14 protein-coding genes are annotated in these 19,108 nt (G+C 59.7%); 11 read left to right on the forward strand and 3 right to left on the reverse strand.

The features are described 5' to 3' along the window. The first annotated feature begins 24 nt into the window (after nt 1-24). The 3 genes from B5527_RS10100 to B5527_RS10110 all read left to right on the forward strand — a co-directional run bounded on the left by B5527_RS10100 (nt 25) and on the right by B5527_RS10110 (nt 3,593). Nucleotides 25-1,272, forward strand: coding sequence for an aconitase X (locus tag B5527_RS10100; protein WP_079601154.1), 1,248 nt, complete (start codon nt 25-27; stop codon nt 1,270-1,272). Then, a complete protein-coding gene (locus B5527_RS10105; RefSeq protein ID WP_079601155.1) occupies nt 1,269-1,685 on the forward strand; it encodes an aconitase X swivel domain-containing protein in 417 nt (138 codons plus the stop codon). The genes B5527_RS10100 and B5527_RS10105 overlap by 4 nt, the downstream gene beginning before the upstream one ends. Before the next feature lie 120 nt (nt 1,686-1,805). After that, the gene (locus B5527_RS10110; RefSeq protein WP_079601156.1) at nt 1,806-3,593 is read left to right on the forward strand and encodes a chloride channel protein; all 1,788 of its coding nucleotides are present in this window, start codon (nt 1,806-1,808) and stop codon (nt 3,591-3,593) included. 195 nt (nt 3,594-3,788) lie between these two features. Here B5527_RS10110 and B5527_RS10115 read toward each other — a convergent pair whose 3' ends face one another. Both B5527_RS10115 and B5527_RS10120 read right to left on the reverse strand, forming a co-directional pair. Continuing rightward, entirely contained in the window at nt 3,789-5,357 is a 1,569-nt protein-coding gene (locus tag B5527_RS10115; RefSeq protein ID WP_079601157.1) for a class I adenylate-forming enzyme family protein, read from the reverse strand. Between the two features lie 101 nt (nt 5,358-5,458). Continuing rightward, complete coding sequence (locus tag B5527_RS10120; RefSeq protein ID WP_079601158.1) at nt 5,459-6,073, reverse strand: hypothetical protein; 615 nt, start codon at nt 6,071-6,073, stop codon at nt 5,459-5,461. Nucleotides 6,074-6,217: 144 nt separating this feature from the next. Here B5527_RS10120 and B5527_RS10125 point away from each other — a divergent pair, with 144 nt between their 5' ends. Next, a complete protein-coding gene (locus B5527_RS10125) occupies nt 6,218-9,646 on the forward strand; it encodes an AAA family ATPase (protein ID WP_079601159.1) in 3,429 nt (1,142 codons plus the stop codon). 261 nt (nt 9,647-9,907) lie between these two features. On the opposite strand, the gene B5527_RS10130 is transcribed toward B5527_RS10125, so the two are convergent. Continuing rightward, nucleotides 9,908-10,882: a Bug family tripartite tricarboxylate transporter substrate binding protein gene (locus B5527_RS10130; RefSeq protein WP_079601160.1), complete on the reverse strand. Its 975-nt coding sequence runs from the start codon at nt 10,880-10,882 to the stop codon at nt 9,908-9,910. A 611-nt stretch (nt 10,883-11,493) separates the two neighbouring features. Here B5527_RS10130 and B5527_RS10140 point away from each other — a divergent pair. The 7 genes from B5527_RS10140 (at nt 11,494) to B5527_RS10170 (ending at nt 19,107) form a co-directional block, all read left to right on the forward strand. Further along, nucleotides 11,494-12,180, forward strand: coding sequence for a cysteine hydrolase family protein (locus B5527_RS10140; protein WP_079601162.1), 687 nt, complete (start codon nt 11,494-11,496; stop codon nt 12,178-12,180). 29 nt (nt 12,181-12,209) lie between these two features. Further along, nucleotides 12,210-13,259, forward strand: coding sequence for a hypothetical protein (locus B5527_RS10145; RefSeq protein ID WP_079601163.1), 1,050 nt, complete (start codon nt 12,210-12,212; stop codon nt 13,257-13,259). Between the two features lie 66 nt (nt 13,260-13,325). Next, nucleotides 13,326-14,273 (forward strand): amidohydrolase family protein, encoded by a 948-nt coding sequence (locus B5527_RS10150; RefSeq protein WP_079601164.1) that lies wholly within the window; start codon nt 13,326-13,328, stop codon nt 14,271-14,273. A gap of 415 nt (nt 14,274-14,688) precedes the next feature. Then, nucleotides 14,689-15,729 (forward strand): ABC transporter substrate-binding protein, encoded by a 1,041-nt coding sequence (locus tag B5527_RS10155; RefSeq protein ID WP_079601165.1) that lies wholly within the window; start codon nt 14,689-14,691, stop codon nt 15,727-15,729. A 114-nt stretch (nt 15,730-15,843) separates the two neighbouring features. Then, nucleotides 15,844-16,653, forward strand: a complete 810-nt coding sequence (locus B5527_RS10160; RefSeq protein ID WP_079601166.1) for an ABC transporter ATP-binding protein — start codon at nt 15,844-15,846, stop codon at nt 16,651-16,653. A gap of 14 nt (nt 16,654-16,667) precedes the next feature. Then, nucleotides 16,668-17,540, forward strand: coding sequence for an ABC transporter permease (locus B5527_RS10165; protein ID WP_079607191.1), 873 nt, complete (start codon nt 16,668-16,670; stop codon nt 17,538-17,540). A gap of 139 nt (nt 17,541-17,679) precedes the next feature. After that, nucleotides 17,680-19,107 carry an aldehyde dehydrogenase family protein gene (locus B5527_RS10170; RefSeq protein WP_079601167.1) on the forward strand — a complete coding sequence of 476 codons (1,428 nt, stop codon included), beginning with the start codon at nt 17,680-17,682 and terminating at the stop codon, nt 19,105-19,107. Nucleotide 19,108: the final 1 nt, after the last annotated feature.

The following is a 19,108-nucleotide window of genomic DNA, read 5'->3' on the forward strand; positions in this document are numbered from 1 at the left end:
GCGAGCGTCCCGGAGGCCTGTACGATGAAACTGAACGACGAAGAAAAAGCCATGCTGGCGGGCGAATTCGGTCCGCTCAGACAATGGGCCATCGATCATCAAATAAGGGTTGGAAGATATCTCAAGGCTCCGGATTTCGTTTCGGTGATGCAGGCCCACATCATGGCGGATACCGAATCGCTCGGCGCCGCCGGGGTCGAATGGCTCGAGAACTGGACCAAATTGCCAGCGGAACAGCGCCGGGTGAGAATTCCGACGATCACGGACCCTCGGGGAACCGATTTTGCCGCTGCGAACAAGCTCAAGCACCAGCCATGGATGCTGGATCTGGAGCGGCGCACGATCGCGGCCTTTGAGGCGCTGGGGATATTGATGACGGATACCTGCATCAATTACCAGACCATCATGCCGCCGGTCCGCGGCGAGCACACGGCTTACGGCGATACTGGCGTCGTGATCTACTCAAACAGCGTTTGCGGCGCGCGCTCGAATTTCGAGGGCGGTCCTTCGGCGCTGAGCGCGGGATTGACCGGTCGAACGCCCCGATACGGATTTCACCTCGACGAATTTCGGCGCGCGACGCTGATCGTAAACGTCAACTGGACGCCGAAGTCGCTGAACGAATGGGGCGCGCTCGGCGCGCTGGTTGGCCGGCTTGCCGGAGATTACTGGCAGGTTCCGGCGATCGTCGGAATCGAACGCAGCCCGACTTCCGACGAGATGAAGCATTTTGGCGCGGCGATGGCGAGCTTCGGATCGGTCGCGCTTTTCCATATCGTGGGTGTAACGCCAGAGGCCACGCATTTGAGCGATGTCGCTAACGCTCCGCAATCGCTACGGAGCTACAATATTGTGGAGGCCGACGTTCGCGCGCTTCAGGCAAGTTACGGCGGCGAAATGGACAAGGTCGATATTGTCGTGTTCTCTGCGCCGCAGCTCAGCCTCGTGGAAATGCGTCAGCTGTCGATCTTGCTCGAGGGGCGGAAAACGACGATTCCGCTGCTCGCCATCACCAGTCCGCAGGTCAAGCCGGACGCCGATCGCATGGGTATCACGGCGAAGATCGAAGCATCGGGAGCGAGCGTGCTCTCGGGAATGTGCTTCTATCAAAGTTATGCAAGGGAAATGGCGGAGGCGAATGGCTGGAAAAGGTTGGCAACAAACTCGGCCAAATTGACCAACATTCTAGGCGGCTACGGTTATACGCCGGCACTTCTGTCCATGGAAAAATGTGTCGATGTCGCGTGTGCAGGCGGAAGGATAAGCCAATGAGCCAGTCTATTTTTTACGCAAATGCCGGAATGGGGAAGAACGTAACGGGTGTGGCGCTGGTTGCGAAAGACGGCTTCTCCGCGCGCTACGATCTCGATCGTATCCACGGTGTGTTTTCCAGGCCGGAGCACAAACTCGCCGGGCAGAGCTATCAGGACCGGATCTTGATCCTGGACGTGGCGAAAGGCGGTGTTGCGACGGCGTGGATGCTGTACGAAATGGCCGCACGCAGGATCGTCCCCGCCGCGCTTGTGCTCAATGCCGTCAATCCGATCATGGTTCAGGGGACGGCGTTGGCCGGAATGACCCTCGTTTCCGGGTTCGACCAAGACATTACGCAGGCAATCGCAAATGGAGCAACCGTTGAAATTGAGCCGAACGGCGAGCGTCCGTTTATTCGTGTCGTAGGATAGTCGGTATCGGCCCTGGGTTTCAGGCCATCAACCCATCAAAGCGATGACCGACGCGCTGATCAAGACGTATCAATCGCAACGCACTTTTTTGCGCTTATGTGGCTAACTTAGGCAACGCCGGTGCAGGTCAAACAAATCATCGATCAAGGCGGCTCGAACCGAGCCTTAACCAGATTGCGGGTCCTTCTTCGCAGCAACGAATTCTATCTGATTCCCCTTGCGTTGATGATTGGAATTCTGACGGGCGCCATCGTGACGTTGATGAGCTATGCTGCCCAGATCGCTCACGTTCTTATCTATGGAATTCCGATCGACGTTCGGCTGAGCGCGAATGCCTATGTCAAGCCATGGGTGGCGTTGAGCGCACCGGCAATCGGCGGCCTTGCGCTCGGTATCATGGAGTGGTCTCGGCGACACTGGAAGATATCGCGTGCGGTGGATCCTATCGAAGCGAACGCTCTGCGCGGAGGTCTCCTGTCGCTGCGGGATAGCGTGGTGGTCAGCAGCCAGACGCTGGTCTCCAATGGCTGCGGCGCATCTGTTGGACTCGAGGCGGGTTATACCCAAATTGGCTCCGGTGCCGCATCGCTGATCGGTCAGTTCCTGCACCTGAGGCGCAACGACCTGCGCCTCATCGTCGGTTGTGGCTCAGCCGGTGCCATTGCCGCGGCTTTCGGTGCCCCGATCACCGGCGCATTCTACGCCTGCGAGCTGATCGTCGGCGTCTATTCGGTTGGTAGCGCGGCGCCTATTCTTGCGGCTTCCCTGGCCGCTGCGATCACCGCGCAGTGGCTCGGGGGAGCGCCTTATTCGCTTGAAGTGCTCCGAGTCGGCGGCGTCGGCGTAGAGCAGTATCTTGCGCTCATCGTGCTGGCTCTGATTGCCGGCGCGGTCGGCATCGCAGTGATGCGGAGTTCGCCGGTCGTTGAGCGGCTTTTCACTCAGCCCTGGATACCGGTTTGGATCAGGCCCGCGATCGGAGGTCTCTGCGTTGGAGGTATGGCGATCGTAACGCCGCAGGTCCTGGCGGCGGGACACGGGGCGATGCTCCTGGATCTGCATCAAGAGATGGCGATCGGCCTGATCGCCCTGATCATCGCCTTGAAGGTGATTGCCTGTCTGATTTCGTTGGGGTCAGGATTTCGCGGCGGCCTTTTCTTCGCGTCCCTGTTCGTCGGAAGCCTCATCGGAAAGTTTTTTGCGGCCGTCCTGCTGCTGGTGGCTCCGGACTTGGCAGTCGACCCGCAGGTCAGCATGTTGACCGGGATGGCGACGCTTGGCGTGGCCATCGTGGGCGGACCGCTCACGATGGCGTTCCTTGTGCTTGAGATGACGCGAAGCGTGGACGTTACCGCCGTCGTTTTGGCCGCATGTATCGTCACCAGTGTCTGTGTACGGTTCATGTTCGGTCATTCGTTCTCGACCTGGCGGCTTCATCTCAGCGGCGAAACCATTCGCAGCGCAAACGATGTCGGATGGCTACGAAATCTCACTGTCGAGCGCATGATGCGAACTGACGTCGGCAAAGTTCCGTCGACCACGACGATTGCCGCGTGCCGTCGCGAGTTCGCGCTGGGCTCCAGTCAAGCGGTGATAGTAATCAACAACTCGGACGCTTATTGCGGACTAGTGCTGCTTCCCGAATTGTTTTCTGGAGAATTGGACGCGATCGCCGATGAGATCCAGGTGGTCGAGCTCGCCAAATATACCGATGTGGTGCTGCTGCCAGAAATGAATGTCAAGTCTGCGATGAAAATGTTCGACGATGCGGAGGCGGAGATTCTTGCGGTTATCGAATCAGAGGATAGCCGCAAGGTCGTCGGTTTTCTCAGCGAGTCTTTCGCTCGACGTCGATATGTCGAAGAAATCGACAAAGCCACACGCGGGGTGCTCGGAGCTCTGACATAGGACAAGGTCGCTTCGCTATTCAGGACGTGGCGTTGAAAGCCCGGTGGCATTGCGACGTGCACCTACCTTAAGCCCATGCGCGGCGCAAAGCAGTCATTCATACGCAAACATTGGGACTGTCGATAGAGAGCTGCCCGGTCCGTTCTTGCTCGCAGAAAAAAATCGCTGCGCGTCGGAATGCAACCTGGCTTAAGTTTAGTAGTCAGCGCCGACCCGTGGCGCTTGTGCATATAGATCGCGCAGTTCGCGTTTGAGAAGCTTTCCGATCGAGCTGCGCGGCAGGCTGTCAATTGTCCTCAGGTCGGACAAACGCTGGGTCTTGCCGAGCCTCGCATTGACCCAGTCCATCAGCGCTGCCGGGTCGATCGTCTCGCCCCGCCGAGCCGCCACGAACGCCACCGGGGTCTCGCCCCACCGGTCGGAGGGGACGCCGACGACGGCCGCTTCAGAGACGGAGGGGTGGCGAGCGAGCTCCGCCTCTATGTCCGAAGGATAGACATTGAAGCCGCCCGATATGATGACATCCTTGCTCCGGTCAAGCAGGATAAGGAAACCGTCTTCGTCGAAACGTCCGATATCGCCGGTTCGGATGAACCGCCGCCCTTCCGTGTCGCGCCACTCGGCTTCTTTCATCTTCTCCGGCAGGTTGTGGTATCCTTGCATCATCATCTCCGATCGGCCGACCACCTCGCCGACCGTGCCCCTTTCGACCTCGCGCCCGTCCTCGTCGATAAGGCGAATGTCATTGCCCGGCATCGGCTGGCCGACGGTGTGCAACTTGTGCGGAAACTGATGGGCGATGAGCATCGTTGCGCCGCCACCTTCGGTCAGCCCATACAATTCGATAAGGCCGCCCGGCCAGCGCTTGAGAACTTCGGCCTTCAGATCGGCAGGAAAGGGTGCGCTGGTCGAGAGCTTTAGAACGTAGCTCGAAAGGTCATATTGCCCGAAGTCCTCACGCTCCATAATCCGACGATACTGCACGGGAACGAGCATCGCGTGGGTGGCGCGGCGCTCCTGTGAGACGCGAAGGAATTGCCCCGCGTCGAATTTGGGCAGCAGCACTACCGTGCTCCCATGCGCTAGCGTCGGAAGGTAGGCGACGAGAGTCGTGTTCGAGTAGAGGGGCGTCGAGACGACCATAACGGCGTTCGGGAAGACGAGTCGTTTGAATTGGCCCCACCGCATGCGATGCGATTGAACGATGCCCTTGGGGGCGCCAGTAGTGCCTGACGAATAGATGATATTGAAAGGTTGTTCGGGGGCAATTGATACATCAACGGCCTTCACGCCTTCTGGGCCTATCCATTTCGAGAAAGGCTCGGCAGCCTCGCTGTCGTCAAGCGCGATGCGCCTGACGTCCTCTTGTTTCCCAGTCTCCGTCAACGCTGTGGCAGTTTCTCGGTCGAGCAAGAAAAATCTAGAGCCGCTGTCTTTAAGCATCATCAAGATGCTCGAAGGCGTCAAGGACGGTGCAAGCGGGGCTACCGCGGCGCCCGCTGCCAGGACGCCGCAGAACGCCGCACCAAACCTGATTGAGTTCCGGGCGCAGATTGCGACGGTATCGCCATTGCACACTCCGTCACGTTGAAGGGCGAACGCGATGCGGTCCATCAGCGCGGCTAGCGCGCTATAAGTCAACGTCGTCTCACCCTCGACTAGTGCGGGATGGTCCGGCCGTTCAGCGGCGTGGGCACGGATGACGTCCGGCAAGTTAGCGAAATCACTCGCCAGAATCCCTTCCGTGGTTACGATGGTTCCCATCTAAAATAGCAATCCGGAACGTTTCGATGCTAGACACCCGCTTGTCTTCAGACGATGTCTGGTGGAGGCGAAATAGGGCCGGTGGGACTACACCGCGCCGATCAATCCTCGATCGTAATCGTTATCCGTCTACCGGCTGTCGGTCCCAATTCGCTGACGCGCACGGCGCCTGGATGCGTTTTCTTCGGGAGACGAATCTTGCTCCATCCTTTCGGCGCAAGCTGATCCATCATCCTGTAGCGATCCAAATAAATTGCCAGCTGCTGGACACAATACTTGGCGTCAAAAGTAAAAACGGCGCATGCTGGTATATCCATTTGGTTCGCTTGGTCCGATTGAATAAGACCGGCAATCGTTTCATCGCCAATTTGCGAAAGTGGATCCGATTTGAATGAATCTTGGAACCATGATGAGATCTGAATTCCAGTTACGTCAATCTCAACACCAATTGTGGATCCATCCGTAAGTCGGAGAGTGTTTGCCGGCGTCCATGCCATATCCGGAAATGACACCACGAGAAGCTGATTGAACAACTTCGTGATCGCGGCCCGGAATTGAAACTGTGGTCCACGCTGCGTTATGCCGACGATCGGATAGTTTGCATCGTCCGGGCAAAAGAGCGTCATAAGATGCGTGACGTCGTGATAGTTTGGGTTGTTTTGACTAATATTGATCGTCTTGAGAAATTCGTTCAGCGTTTCCAGATTGCTTGCCATTTCAACCACCTTTGTGAGAGTGGAGCAGCGGGCGCTTCGGCAGCTATAGAATTGTTCACGAGCAAGACACCTAGTATACTAGCGATCGGTCGAGAAATTTGTCAAGGTAAACAAGCTAGTAGTTCTGGCACAGGTTGAGTGCAGATGAGCGAGCTGGACCACAACCGCGGCAGAGAGACCTTCGTTGGTCGGCGGCACGAGCTCGCGGAAATCTGCGTTGCAATCGATGGAGCAACAGCTGGTCGCGGGAGCCTGTTCACGCTCACTGGCGAGCCGGGAGTTGGAAAGAGTCGACTCGCTCAGGAAGCGGCGTCCCATGCGAGAGCCCAGGGCCAGCGCGTGCTCTGGGGTCGATGCTGGGAGCACGGAGGGGCACCGGCCTACTGGCCTTGGGTGCAGGTCTTGCGTGGCCTGACAAGGGGCGTCGAGCCAGCCCTCCTCTCGAACTTGATGGGTCAAGGGGCCGCAGAGATCGCGCAGATCGTCCCGGAACTGCGGAATCAGATCGGCGGCGTGGCGGAATTGCAGAGCGCTTCGCTGGGTCAGCCGGAGAAAGCCCGATTTCGGCTTTTCGACTATTTGACCGCCTTTCTTGGCAATGTCGCCGAAACGCAGCCTCTGCTGATCTTGCTCGACGACCTACACGCCGCAGATCCGGCGTCCCTGCTGATGCTGGTCGCTTTTTCGAAGCAGGTTCGCGGCATGCGCGCGACGATAATGGGGACCTACCGGGCGCTCGAAATGAAACAGAAGCCTGAGCACGCCGCGCTGATCGCTCAGGCCGAGCGCGAGGGGGCAGCGTTCCCGCTGCTTGGACTCGATGAAGGCCAAATCGGCAAGTTCATCGAAATGGCATGGGGAGTCTCGGCCAGCAGTTTGTTGGTCCGCCGGCTGCACAATATGACCGAAGGCAACCCGTTCTTCCTAAACGAGGTCCTGCGACAGATGGCCGCTGAGGGCCAACTCGCAAGCGACGCATCTAGCGTGCCAAATCGGCTCACAATTCCGCGTGGCGTCATTGAGTTCATCAAGGGCCTCGTCCACCCTTTGGCCGAAGACGCTCGCAATGTACTCGACATAGCGTCGATCATTGGACGCGAATTCGCCATCAACGTCCTGGAAGTCGCAAGCGGGACGCCGCGCGAGGCGTTGACCGAGCTCCTCGATCAGGCAGCTTCGCTTGAACTCATCTATGAGGTCCGCGGCGCGGCCGGACGCTACAGCTTTCGTCACGCCCTCATTCGAGAGGCGCTTTATGGTGCGCTGTCCGTCGCTAAGAGGCGCCACCTGCACCACGTCGTCGCCGAAGCAATTCGCAGTCTAAGTGCTTCAAGCGAACCATATGCCGAGATCGCGTTCCACTACTATCAGAGCGCGTCGGCCGGCGACGTCGGCCCCACCGGCGACGCCGACTCAGCTATCGAGTATTCGAGGCAGGCGGCACGTGTAGCCGAAAAGCAACTGGCCTACGAAGAGGCCGCCAATCATCTGAGCAACGCCCTTGACGCGCTTGCGCTCAAGCGCGCTGGAGACGATTCACTCCTAGCGGAACTGCTTTGCGATCTCGGCGAAGCGCGGGTCAAGACGGCCGATCTGTCCGAGGCGCGCAAGACGTGTCTCAAGGCCGCCGATATCGCGCGGCGCGCCAACAGGCCCGAGCTGTTTGCACGCGCGGTTTTGGCACCAGGCCGGTTCCTCAGCCTTTCCGGGCTCACCGACCACGGCCTCGTTCAGTCGCTGAGAGAAGCGCGGCAGACGCTGGGCGAAGTTGACAGCCCGCTGCTGGCGCAGGTTTTGGCGAGGTTGGGCATCGAGCTTTATTGGTCGGAGCGTGAACAGGCCGTTGCGCTCTGTCAACAAGCCGCCGATATGGCGAGACGGCTCGAAGATCCGCATACCTTGGTCGTCGCGCTCTGGGGTCGATGGCTGTCGCTTCGAAACCCGGACAGCCTCGTACAGCGGCTCGCCGACACGCGCGAAATGATAACGATCGCGGAGCGCGCCGGGGAGCGTGATTTCGCTCTCGAAGCGCGCTACTACCGGGTCGCTGACCTTCTCGAAGCCGGCGATATTTCCGGCGCCGACGTCGAGCAGCACGAATACCTGACCGCTGAAGCGGAGCTGCGCGATCGATTCGGGCGTGGCCTCTTGCTCGAGGGGATGCGCGCGTTGATGGACGGGCGCCTCGACGAGTCGGAGTCTTTGGCGAAGCGGGCCTTAGTGGCGGGCCAGCAGAGCGGCCGCCCCCTCACGCCAAATTCGTTTCTCATCCAGCATGGCATGACTCTCTGGGAAGAAGGCCGTCTTGGTGAACTCGAACCGACGCTTCGGGGCTTCATTGCGCAGAATCCCCTGATCGTCTTCGCGCGATGCGCGCTGCAGCTAAGCCTGCTTCAACTCGAGCGACGGGACGAAGCCCGTATCGAATTCGAGCGCCTGGCCGAGGACGAGTTTGGGCTTGTGCAGCGGGATTGGAACTGGCTTCCGTCCATGTTCGTGCTGGCCGACGTTTGCGCCGACCTCATCGATGCGGAACGAGCGGCAACTCTCTATCGGTTGCTGCTGCCGTATTCGTCGCACAACGCGATGCTCGGTAATGTCTACACCTACGGTTCGGTCGCGTTTGCGCTCGGCAGACTGTCCGTGGTCTTGCGTCAGCTCGACGATGCCGAGGCGCATTTCGAACTCGCCCTGGCCGCCAATCGAAAAATCGGAGCCGCGGTCTGGCTGGCTCATACACAGTGCGAGCTCGCAAGCATGCTTCTGGATCGCGGCGGAGTGGCCGATTATGCGAGAGCGCAGGGGCTGATCGCGTCCGCGCGCCAGACAGCCAAGGCACGAGGTCTGGTCCGACTTCGGCGGAAGCTGGGGTTGCTTGACGACGGCCAGAAAGTCGCGACAGTAGTCCCTTCAGTGCAAACAACGCCAGGCCTGATCGAGGGAATGGCGGCGGTCGAGATTCGCCCCTCGTCAGTTGGCGTAATACGTCGGGGCGAATCTGTTGCGATCGAAGCGGTGGTTGATTCAGCGATTTCGCGGGCGCGAGATCTTAGCGCCCAAGTCTCATTTGAGGGGACGGTAACCATCTTGTTTTCGGATATAGTGGATTCGTCTTCACTTTATGAAAAGCTGGGTGACCTCCGGGCTCACGAAGTGATTAGCATCCATAACGAAATCTTTCGCCAGCAGATCGTGGCCCACAGAGGCATTGAAGTAAAAGCGCTTGGCGATAGCTTCATGATCGCGTTCTCGAGCGCCCGGCGCGCCGCTCTGTGCGCGATCGCGACGCAGCGGTCGATCGCGGCTTACTGCGACGGCCATCCTGATCTACCGATCCGGGTCCGGATGGGATTGCACGTCGGTGAGGTGATCAACGAGTCCTCCGACTATTTCGGAAAGGCTGTGATCCTCGCGGCACGGATAGCCGCGCTTGCCAAGGGTGGCCAGATCCTAGTCTCGTCAACGTTTCACGACCTGACCGTGAACGCAGGAGATTTACGCTTCGTACCGATGGGCGAGGCGCCGATTAAAGGACTCGCAGGCGTTCACCAAATATTTGAGATCGCATGGTAGCAACCGGTGGTGACAAGACAAGCCCACCAATACTAGGCGCTGAGATGGAAGAAGAGCGCTGAAATTACGCGTAATTAATTCTCCTCACTCACGCTCTCTGATCGCTGCCAGCAGCGGACTCATGCACCGTACCATTGCCGTCGAGACACTACCCCGTCGCCGTGTGTATTTCTCGATCTCCAGACGCAGGGAAAAAGACCGCCTAGCGGCGATCGCTCCGAAGTCCGATCGGGTGTTTTTGTCAGATGGTGAGAGAAACTTTCATTCCGCCCTGATGTTGGCGGCTCGCACGACCTTGGCCCATGCCTCGGTTTTTTCGGCGACGAACTTCGCGAGGTCGGCGGGCGAACTTACAAACGGCTCGCCGCCTAAATCCACGATCCGCTTATTGATAGTCGGATTCGCAAGGCCCACATTGATCTCTTGGTTAAGCTTGTCGATAATTTCAGGCGGTGTGCCACTCGGAGCACCGATGCCAATCCACCCGCTGGCCTCAAAGCCAGGCATAAATTCGCTCATAGTCGGGACGTTCGGCAACGCTTGCGCGCGCCGCACAGTGGTAACCGCTAAAGCACGCAGCTTGCCTGTCCTGATATGTTCGATGGATGTAGGCAGGGCATCGAATGCAGCTTGGACCTGACCGCCGAGAAGATCAGTGACCATCGGTGCTGCGCCACGGTAGGGGATGTGGATCATTTCGACGCCGGCCCTGGTCTTGAACAACTCGCCGGTTACGTGTGAGATCGTCCCCGTTCCGTACGAGGCCAACGTGATCTTGCCTGGATTGGCTTCGGCCGATGCGATGAGTTCGGTAACGGACTTTACGGGAACAGTGGGATTGACCTCAAGCACAAGCGGTTGGCGAATGATGCCAGCGACCATCGTTATGTCGCGGACAAAATTGAAACCAAGGTTTTGGTAGACTGCGCCGTTCACGGTATTGTTGGCGGTAGCCGCAAGCAGCGTGTAACCATCCGTAGGCGCACGAACGACCGCTTCGGTCGCAATATTGGTGGCAGCTCCTGGCCGGTTCTCAACAATGAATTGCTGACCCAGACGATCCGAAAGCCATTGAGCCATGATGTGCGCAGCAATGGTCGCACCGGGAGGAAAGCCAACCAGAATTCGTACCGGCCGCGTCGGATAGTCGGTCGCCGATGCCGTTCGCGTCGTGGCCGGTAATGCAGCAGCAACCGCCGCTGCTAATTGCAAAAACACTCTGCGGGGAAGCTCCATGGACTTCTCCCTGCACCGCGCGCAATTCGCGCTTGGCGCACTCAACTCAATATGTGACCTATGAAATTAGGACGCCTGCCGATGGCACCCTCGCTGCGCAATAATCAGGACTTCGGCACGTCCAGGTTAGCAGCCTTGAAAGAAATTACACTCATTCACACCATTGCGGAAGTCCGAAAAGCCTTTGGTCGGGTTAGCGCGCCCGACTGAAGCGCTCAAGAGACGGCAGCCAAAATGGAACTGGGTTTCGAGCGGCCGGAGGAATCGCCAAACTCCAATTGGCGCGCGGATCTATCTGGAATCCCTGGAGCCCAAGAACAGCTTTCGGCTCGGGCGGACCGAATGGTATCGTTCCCTCCGGCTTGATGTCGCTGGCCTGTGGCACGTTGGGCTGGCTGCCGCTCAATACGAGCTCGCCCTCGGTACCAACGATTCTGCGGCGGCTATCGCTAACGGGATGATCAAACTGGGAAGAAAATCGCCTTGACTAACTGGTCAGTCTCTAGGAGGATTTAGTGAAGCGCGCCCCGATCCGGCGGACCCGCGATTTGGGTGGGCCGGCACGATGGAAGTGCCTTCTGCCAGCAATAACTGCCGCCCAGGAGCGTGCGTTGTGCGACAATAATACCGAACTGCTTATGCGACTGGATCAGAAGATCGATCCCAGGCATTGCGCCCTCGTGGTGATCGATGTGCAGAACGATTTTGCAGCTAGTGGCGGCTTTTTCGACAAGGTCGGGGCTGATCTGAAGCCAATCCAGACCGAACGGGTGCCGGCGCTGCTTCGGTTGATCGCCGCGGCGCGCAAAGCCGGTGTTTTGGTGATCTTCGTTCAAGCCATCTATGACCCCGAATGTCTGTCGGAACCGATGCGCGAACGAAATGCCCGGCTCGGTATGGAGATGCCGCGTTGCCTGACGGGAAGCTGGGGCGCCGACTTCTTTGAAGTCAGGCCCGAAGCCGGGGAGCCCGTCGTGATCAAGCATCGCTATAGTGCGATGACGAACCCGGAGTTCACAGGTATCCTGGAGCAGCGGAAGATCCGCAGTCTGTTGCTGACAGGCATTGCCACCGATACTTGCGTCGAGTCGCTTGGCCGTGACGCCTATTTCATCGATTACTATGTCACGGTCGTGGCTGATTGTTGCGGCGCCGCCAGTGAGCAAGACCATGTCGGCGCGCTCAGGCGATTCAACCGGGACTACGGCCAAGTCGTGGATTCCTCGGAGGTCGCCGCGATCTGGAACGCCGGCTGCGCGGCTGCGGGGCAGCCGGTCTTCACTTCAGTGCCGAATTAGGGACACGCCTTTCTCCGCGTTGATTTATCATGTCCCTCTATCGCAACGTGCTTGCTCCCGCGCTGTTCGCCCTGTCGGCGGACCACAGCCATCATCTCGGGAACGCAGCGTTACGCTGGCCGTTGCCCTGGCAGGTGCTGTCAGCCGCATGTGGCCTCAAGGTATCTGATCCGCGCCTCGCCACGACCTTTGCCGGCATCGAAATCTCGAGCCCGGTCGGCCTCGCCGCCGGCTTCGACAAGAACGGCGATCTGCTGGATTCATTGTCCAGCCTTGGCTTCGGTTTCATCTGCGTCGGCTCGATCATGCCCGAGCCGCGGTATGGAAATCCGTTTCCGCGACTGGTCCGGTATCGGAACGGGGAGTCGATCGCCGATTCTATGGGCGTGCCGAGCAAGGGCCGCGCTTACGCCGTGGAGCGGCTGAAGCACCGCACGGTCAAGCCGGTGCCGATTGTCGCCAATGTCGGCGGATTCTCGTCGGAGACGATTGCGGCGGGTGTTCTTGAGGTGGGGCCGCATGTGGATGCCGTCGAGGTCAGTCTGATGTGCCCAAATGTGCTGAAGCCCGGCGAGACTTTCGATGAAGTCGGCATGCTGCGCGGCATCCTCGACCGCATCGATGGAAACACGGCATCGATCATCGTGCGGGTGCCCAACGATACTACCCAGTCGCATGACCGCTTCGCCGAACTTGTCGAACTGTGTGTTGAGGCCAAGGTAGGCGGTCTGAAGGTCGGTGGCGGACATCGGCTTGCCGAGCCGCGGCTGGGCACGGGCATTGGAACCTTGCACGGGCGTGCCATCTTCGATACCGCGTTGGCCAATGTGGAGCGTGCGGCCAAATTTGCGCGCGGCCGCATTCAGATCAAAGGCAATGGTGGAATCAGCAGCGCGTCCGATGTTCTGGCGATGCGCCGCGCTGGCGCGACATGCGTTGATCTCTACTCTGCCTTTATCTATCAGGGCTGGACGGTCGCGCGCGATATCAACCGCGAACTCGTTGCCGCGTTTGATCGCGATGCCGTCGGGGCTCCGCTTGTTCCGGAGGTTGATAGACCCGAAGCACGGCGGGCCTGATCGCGTCGCCGCCGCTTATCAAATTTCGTTTCGTCCGTCCGGACGCAGTGACAGCCAGGAGACAGAATGATTATCGCTTTGGAAGAACACTATTTCGATCCGGACTGGAACAATGCGCTCGATACCAGGCATCATTCGGTGCGTACGCCGTCTCCACTGGTGAAACGTATGGAAGATCTCGGCGCCCAGCGCATCCGTGAGATGGATGAGGCCGGCATCGATCTTCAGGTCCTGTCGCACGGTCCACCGGGCTCCCAGGGCGTGCGGGAAGACGTCGCCGTCGCATGGACCAGGGCCGCCAACGACCGTCTGCACGCAGCGGTTCAGAAGCATCCGACGCGGTTCGCGGGCTTCGCATCGCTTCAGACCGCGCATCCGCTCGCCGCCGCGGATGAATTGGAACGCGCCGTCAACGAGCTTGGCTTCAAGGGCGGCATGCTGCACAGTCTTTCGGAAGGGCCGTTTCTCGACGACAAGCGCTACTGGCCGATTTTTGAACGGGCGGCGGCGCTGGATGTGCCGCTCTACATTCACCCCGCGGATCCCAACCCGGCTGTCATCAAGGCCTATTACGGCGATTACGCGAAAACCCATCCGATGTTCATTCGTGCCGCCTGGGGCTTTACGTTCGAGGCCGGGACACAGGCGATGCGGCTGGTGCTCAGCGGTCTGTTCGACGCGCACCCGGACGTGAAAATCATCCTGGGTCATCTCGGCGAGACGATCCCCTACACGCTGGCGCGGATTGACGAGGCTCTGTCGCGCGATACGCCGATGAAGAACTTTCGCGAGGTTTTCAGCTCACATTTCTATGTCACGACGAGCGGTTTCTTCTCAGATCCTGCGTTGCAATGCTGCATCCAGGAGATAGGCGTAGATCGCATCATGTTCTCGGTCGACTGGCCCTACGCGTCCAATACGGCCGGCGTGCAATGGATGCACAAGACCTGGCTGAACGACACCGACAGGGCCAAGATATTTGCTGGTAACGCCAAGCGCCTGCTGCGCATCTGAAGCCGGCACGCCAAGGATGTGTTCGCCGCCGTCATTGGATTAACTGACTAGTTAGCCGTCAACAATCACGGCCAATTTAGGGGCTGGTCAACGGATGCCGCCGTGACCGGTGGTCAGCGCTTCACCGCAGCACGGCGCGCGATTGCCGCTGAAATTTGCGGCAACGATGTTCGCAAACGAGATGCGCGCATGAGCTTCGCCGAGCGGAACGACCGGTGGCAAGGGCATCGGCGTGCGCGGTCTGCTTCTTCAGTTCAATACGAATTGGGACGGGTTGCCCGATTATTGTTCGCGTGCGCTGATAAAATGTGCTGTTCCTGCAGGTCCGGAGGGACAGACTGGTTAGTTAGCATTGACTTTGATCAATGCGTGGCAATAATCCGTGGCTTGCCACAGTCAATCGGGAGCGGGAATTATGTCCAAAGGTTCACTGACGCGACGCGGCATTCTCCATGCCGGTGCTTCCGTGGCTGCATCGTTGTCGCTTCCCGCGATCGTAAATGCACAATCGCTGAAGTCGCTCCGTCCGATCAGCTTTCAGGCTGACTGGATCTATGGCGGCCCGAACGCCGGCCTCGCCATCGCCAAGGAAAAGGGATATTTTGCCGACGTCGGCCTGGATATCACTATCAATCAGGGCAAGGGTTCGGGCAGTACCTCCCAGATCGTCGCTTCGAAAGCTGCTCAGTTCGGATTTGCCGACGGGTTCGTCGTCGGCAACAGCGTTTCGAAGGGCATGAAGCTGAAGATGGTCGGCGGAGTCTTTCGCCGCAATCCTTGCGCTGCGATGGTTCTCGAAGACTCCGATATCAAGACGCCGAGGGATATCGAGGGCAAAACCGTCGGCATTGCGACCGGAACCGCGCAGTTTCAGCAGTGGCCCGCCTTCATGAAGGGGGCCGGTCTCGACCCCAGTAAGGTGCGGCTCATCAATGTCGATGGCGCTGGTGCCGGGCCTGCATTGATTTCCGGCCAGATCGACGTCGTTGGCGGCTTTGCGCAGGGTTACATCCCTGCGATTGAAATTCGTGGAAAGAAAAAGGTTCGTGCATTCTGGTACGCGGACGAGGGTGTGATCGCGATGAGCAATGGCATCATCGTCCACAAGGATCTGCTTTCGGAAACGGAACTTATCCGCGGCGTGGTTCGCGCCAGCCTCAAAGGGTTCCTCTACGGGCGCGCCAATCCGGCAGAGCTGACGCAGATCGTGAAGAAATACTCGGAGACCACCGACGTCGCGATCACGCTTCGAGAAGCGCAGCTGTCGTGGAAAACCTGGGTAACGCCCACCACGGCCAACAAGCCGCTCGGCTGGATGGCCGCGGAGGACTGGGCCTCGACGGTGGCGGTGTTGAAGGCCTACGGCGGCGTTGCCACCCCGCTTGAGGCGTCTGAGCTTTACACCAATGAGTTCGTGCCTACCGAGGCTGAGTTCGTTCCGCCGCAGAATGCCTGAGGGCAAGGGCGCACGTGTCAATGATCCACGAACTCGGAGCGCATTCACTGCAGCGCGGCCTTGCGAGCGCTGCTTCTGCATCGAGTTGGATCAACATCAGGTTTTGACGCTGTCATGCAAGTTAGCTCACCCGCCACGGTCAGTACCGAGTCCGCCTATTTGCAGATTCAGTCGCTGAGCAAGGTATATCCGTCCGACGATGGGCCGGTTCGGGCGCTGGACCGGGTTTCGATCGAGCAGCGCAAGGGCGAATTCGTTTCATTGGTCGGTCCGAGCGGCTGCGGCAAGAGCACCTTGATGATGATTGCCGCGGGCCTGACTTCGGCGTCCGACGGCCAGATCTTGGTCGACAACCAACGCGTCACCAAGGCTCGCACCGATATCGGAATCGTCTTTCAGAACCACGTACTGCTCGACTGGAGAACGGTGCTCGAGAACGTCATGTTGCAGGCAGAAGCTCGCGGGATGGATCTCGCGGCGGCCGAAATTCGCGCGCGGGAGCTGCTGGCAGCGGTTGGCCTCGGCGGCTTCGAGAACAAATATCCCAAGTCGCTGTCCGGCGGCATGCGCCAGCGCGTTTCGATCTGCCGCGCCCTGCTGCACGATCCCTCGCATCTGCTGATGGACGAGCCGTTTGGCGCGCTCGACGCCTTGACGCGCGACCAGTTGGTGCTCGACCTGCAGGACATCTGCAGCAGGCGCAGCGTGTCGATCCTATTCGTGACGCACAGCATCGCCGAAGCCGTGTTCCTATCGGACCGGATCATCGTGATGACCCCGCGGCCAGGCAAGATCGACAAGATCATCGATATCGATCTGCCGCGCCCGCGGACGCTCGCGATGCGCGAATCGGAGAAATTTGCGGCCTATAGCCGTGAAATTCTCGAAATCTTTCTCGCTCGAGGCGTTCTGCGGGAGCATTGATGCAGGAGCCTGACATGCCATCTGCCGCGGCGCTCGAACGAACGTCGACGCTTTCCATCGAGCAGGTGGAGCGGCGCGTTCAAAGCGAAAGCAGAAGCAAGCGATCCCGCGACAGGCGCGCGGAGATCATCTTTCCGATCCTGGCGACCGGTTTGCTGCTGGTGGCGTGGGAAGTCGCGGCGGATTTCTTCAAGATCCCGACCTACCTGTTTCCGGCCCCGAGCAAGATCATCGCTGCCTGTATCGACAATGCATCGTTGTTGCTCCGCGAATCCTGGGCGACCTCTGTCGAGATCGTGCTCGGTTACATCCTCAGCATCGTGATCGGGATTCCTCTCGCGCTGGGTATCTTTCATTGGCGCGCCTTCGCGAAATCGGTGTATCCGCTGCTGGTGTCTACCCAGGCGATGCCGAAAGTGGCCATCGCGCCGCTGTTCGTGGTCTGGTTCGGATTCGGCTTGCTGCCCAAGGTACTGATTGCATTCCTGATCGCGTTCTTCCCGATCGTGATCAATACAGTGATGGGACTCAGCGCGATCGAGCAGGAGAAGATCTTTCTGGCCCGCTCGATGGGGCTGTCCGGCTTCGCGACCTTTCGGCTGATCCGCTTCCCTCATGCGCTGCCGTCGATCTTCGCGGGCCTCAAGATTTCGATCACGCTCGCCGTAGTCGGCGCCGTGGTCGGCGAGTTCGTCGGCGGCGATTCGGGTCTAGGCTATCAGTTGATGGTGGCCAATGGGAACATGAACACGCCGCTGCTGTTCGCAGGCGTGCTGGCGCTCACGGTGCTTGGCTTGATCTTGTTCGGTGTGATCGAGATGCTGGAGCGACTCGCCATGCCATACCGGGAGGGCACCAGCGACGTCACCAGGGCCGGATCGATGTGAGCGAAAGGGCCGTACGCGGCGACGCGAGTGATATCTGGCGGTGGCGTTTCCTGATTTGGAGCTATCGCCCCGCACACCAGAAATGAATCCATTTGGCGGGCAGTTCCCGCCGTCCCGATCCTCTGTTGCGAGATGACCAATGTTTACCGCCTCAAGCTTCATCCCCGGTGCATCGGTTGCCGCTGCGTCGCAAACCGAATTCAGGCGTCCGCAGGACGGAACCGTCATCGGCCGCATCGACGAGGCCGGCAGGGCCGGCGTCGATGCTGCGATGATCTCGGCCGGGGAAGCATTCCGCCGGCACAGGAAAGTGCCGCTCGCCACTCGGGTCGAGTGGTTGAAGGCGGCAGCAAAAGCGGTACGGGTACATGCAGCCGAACTCGCCGATCTGATCTCGGAGGATGTCGGCAAGCCAATCCGGATGGCGCGGTTTGAAGCCAACAGGGGCGCGGAATTCATTGAGGCCTGCGCCGCGGCGGCGCCCCAGCTGAAGGGCGAAGTACTGTCGCTGGATGCAGCGGCCGCCGGTGCCGGCCTTATCGGAATGACCCGGCGCGTGCCATTTGGTGTCGTTGCCGGCATTACACCGTTCAATGCGCCGGTGAATTTGCTGCTGCAAAAGGTGGCGCCCGCGGTCGCGGTCGGCAACGCCATTGTGGTGAAGCTGGCCTTGGCCGGCACACGGGTGGCGCTGCGGCTCGCCGAACTGTTCCTCTCTGCCGGGTGGCCCCAAGGCCTGTTCAATGTGGTGACCGGCGACAAGGACACCGCGATCGCGCTGGCGTCCCATCGCGACATTGCCGCGATCTCCTTCACCGGGGGGACGGCGGCCGGCAACGACTTGGCGCGCGCCGCAGGCGCCCGCAAGTTTCTTGCCGAACTCGGCTCCAACGCCGCCAACATTGTGCTCGCCGATGCCGACCTTGCCTTGGCGGCCTCGCGTATCGCATCCGCCGGCTTCGAGGCTAGCGGCCAGCAATGCATCTCCGCGCAGCGCGTGTTGGTGGATCGCGCCGTTCTTGACGGTTTCCTGCCACGGTTCGTGACTGCTGCGCGGGCGCTGAAGGTCGGTCCGCCATCGGACGCCGCGACCGACATCGGGCCGATGGTGCATGCGGGCGCCGCCGAGCGGGTGATGGCGATGGTCGCCGATGCGGTCGAGCGTGGTGCGAAGCTGGCGCTGACGCCGGAGCGAAGCGGCGCGACCATCTCGCCGGGGATCCTGACCGGGGTGACGCGCGATTCGCGGCTGTGGAACGAAGAGGTGTTCGGTCCGATCGTGCTGGTGACGGCGTTCGACGGCGTTGATCAAGCGATCGAACTGGCCAATGATTCCGATTTCGGTCTGCAGGGGGCGGTATTTACCAGGAGTCTCGCCCATGCCATGCGCTTTGCCGATGACATGGAGGTGGGATCGCTGTGGATCAACGAGGCGAGCCGCTTTCGTCTCGACATGTATCCGTTCGGCGGCGTCAAGCAGAGCGGTATCGGACGCGAAGGCGTCGAATACGCCATGGAAGAACTGTCGCAGGTCAAGTTCATTGGCATCCGTCCCGGCGCGAGTTGAA

This window comes from Bradyrhizobium erythrophlei (assembly GCF_900129425.1).
GTDB lineage: Bacteria > Pseudomonadota > Alphaproteobacteria > Rhizobiales > Xanthobacteraceae > Bradyrhizobium > Bradyrhizobium erythrophlei_C.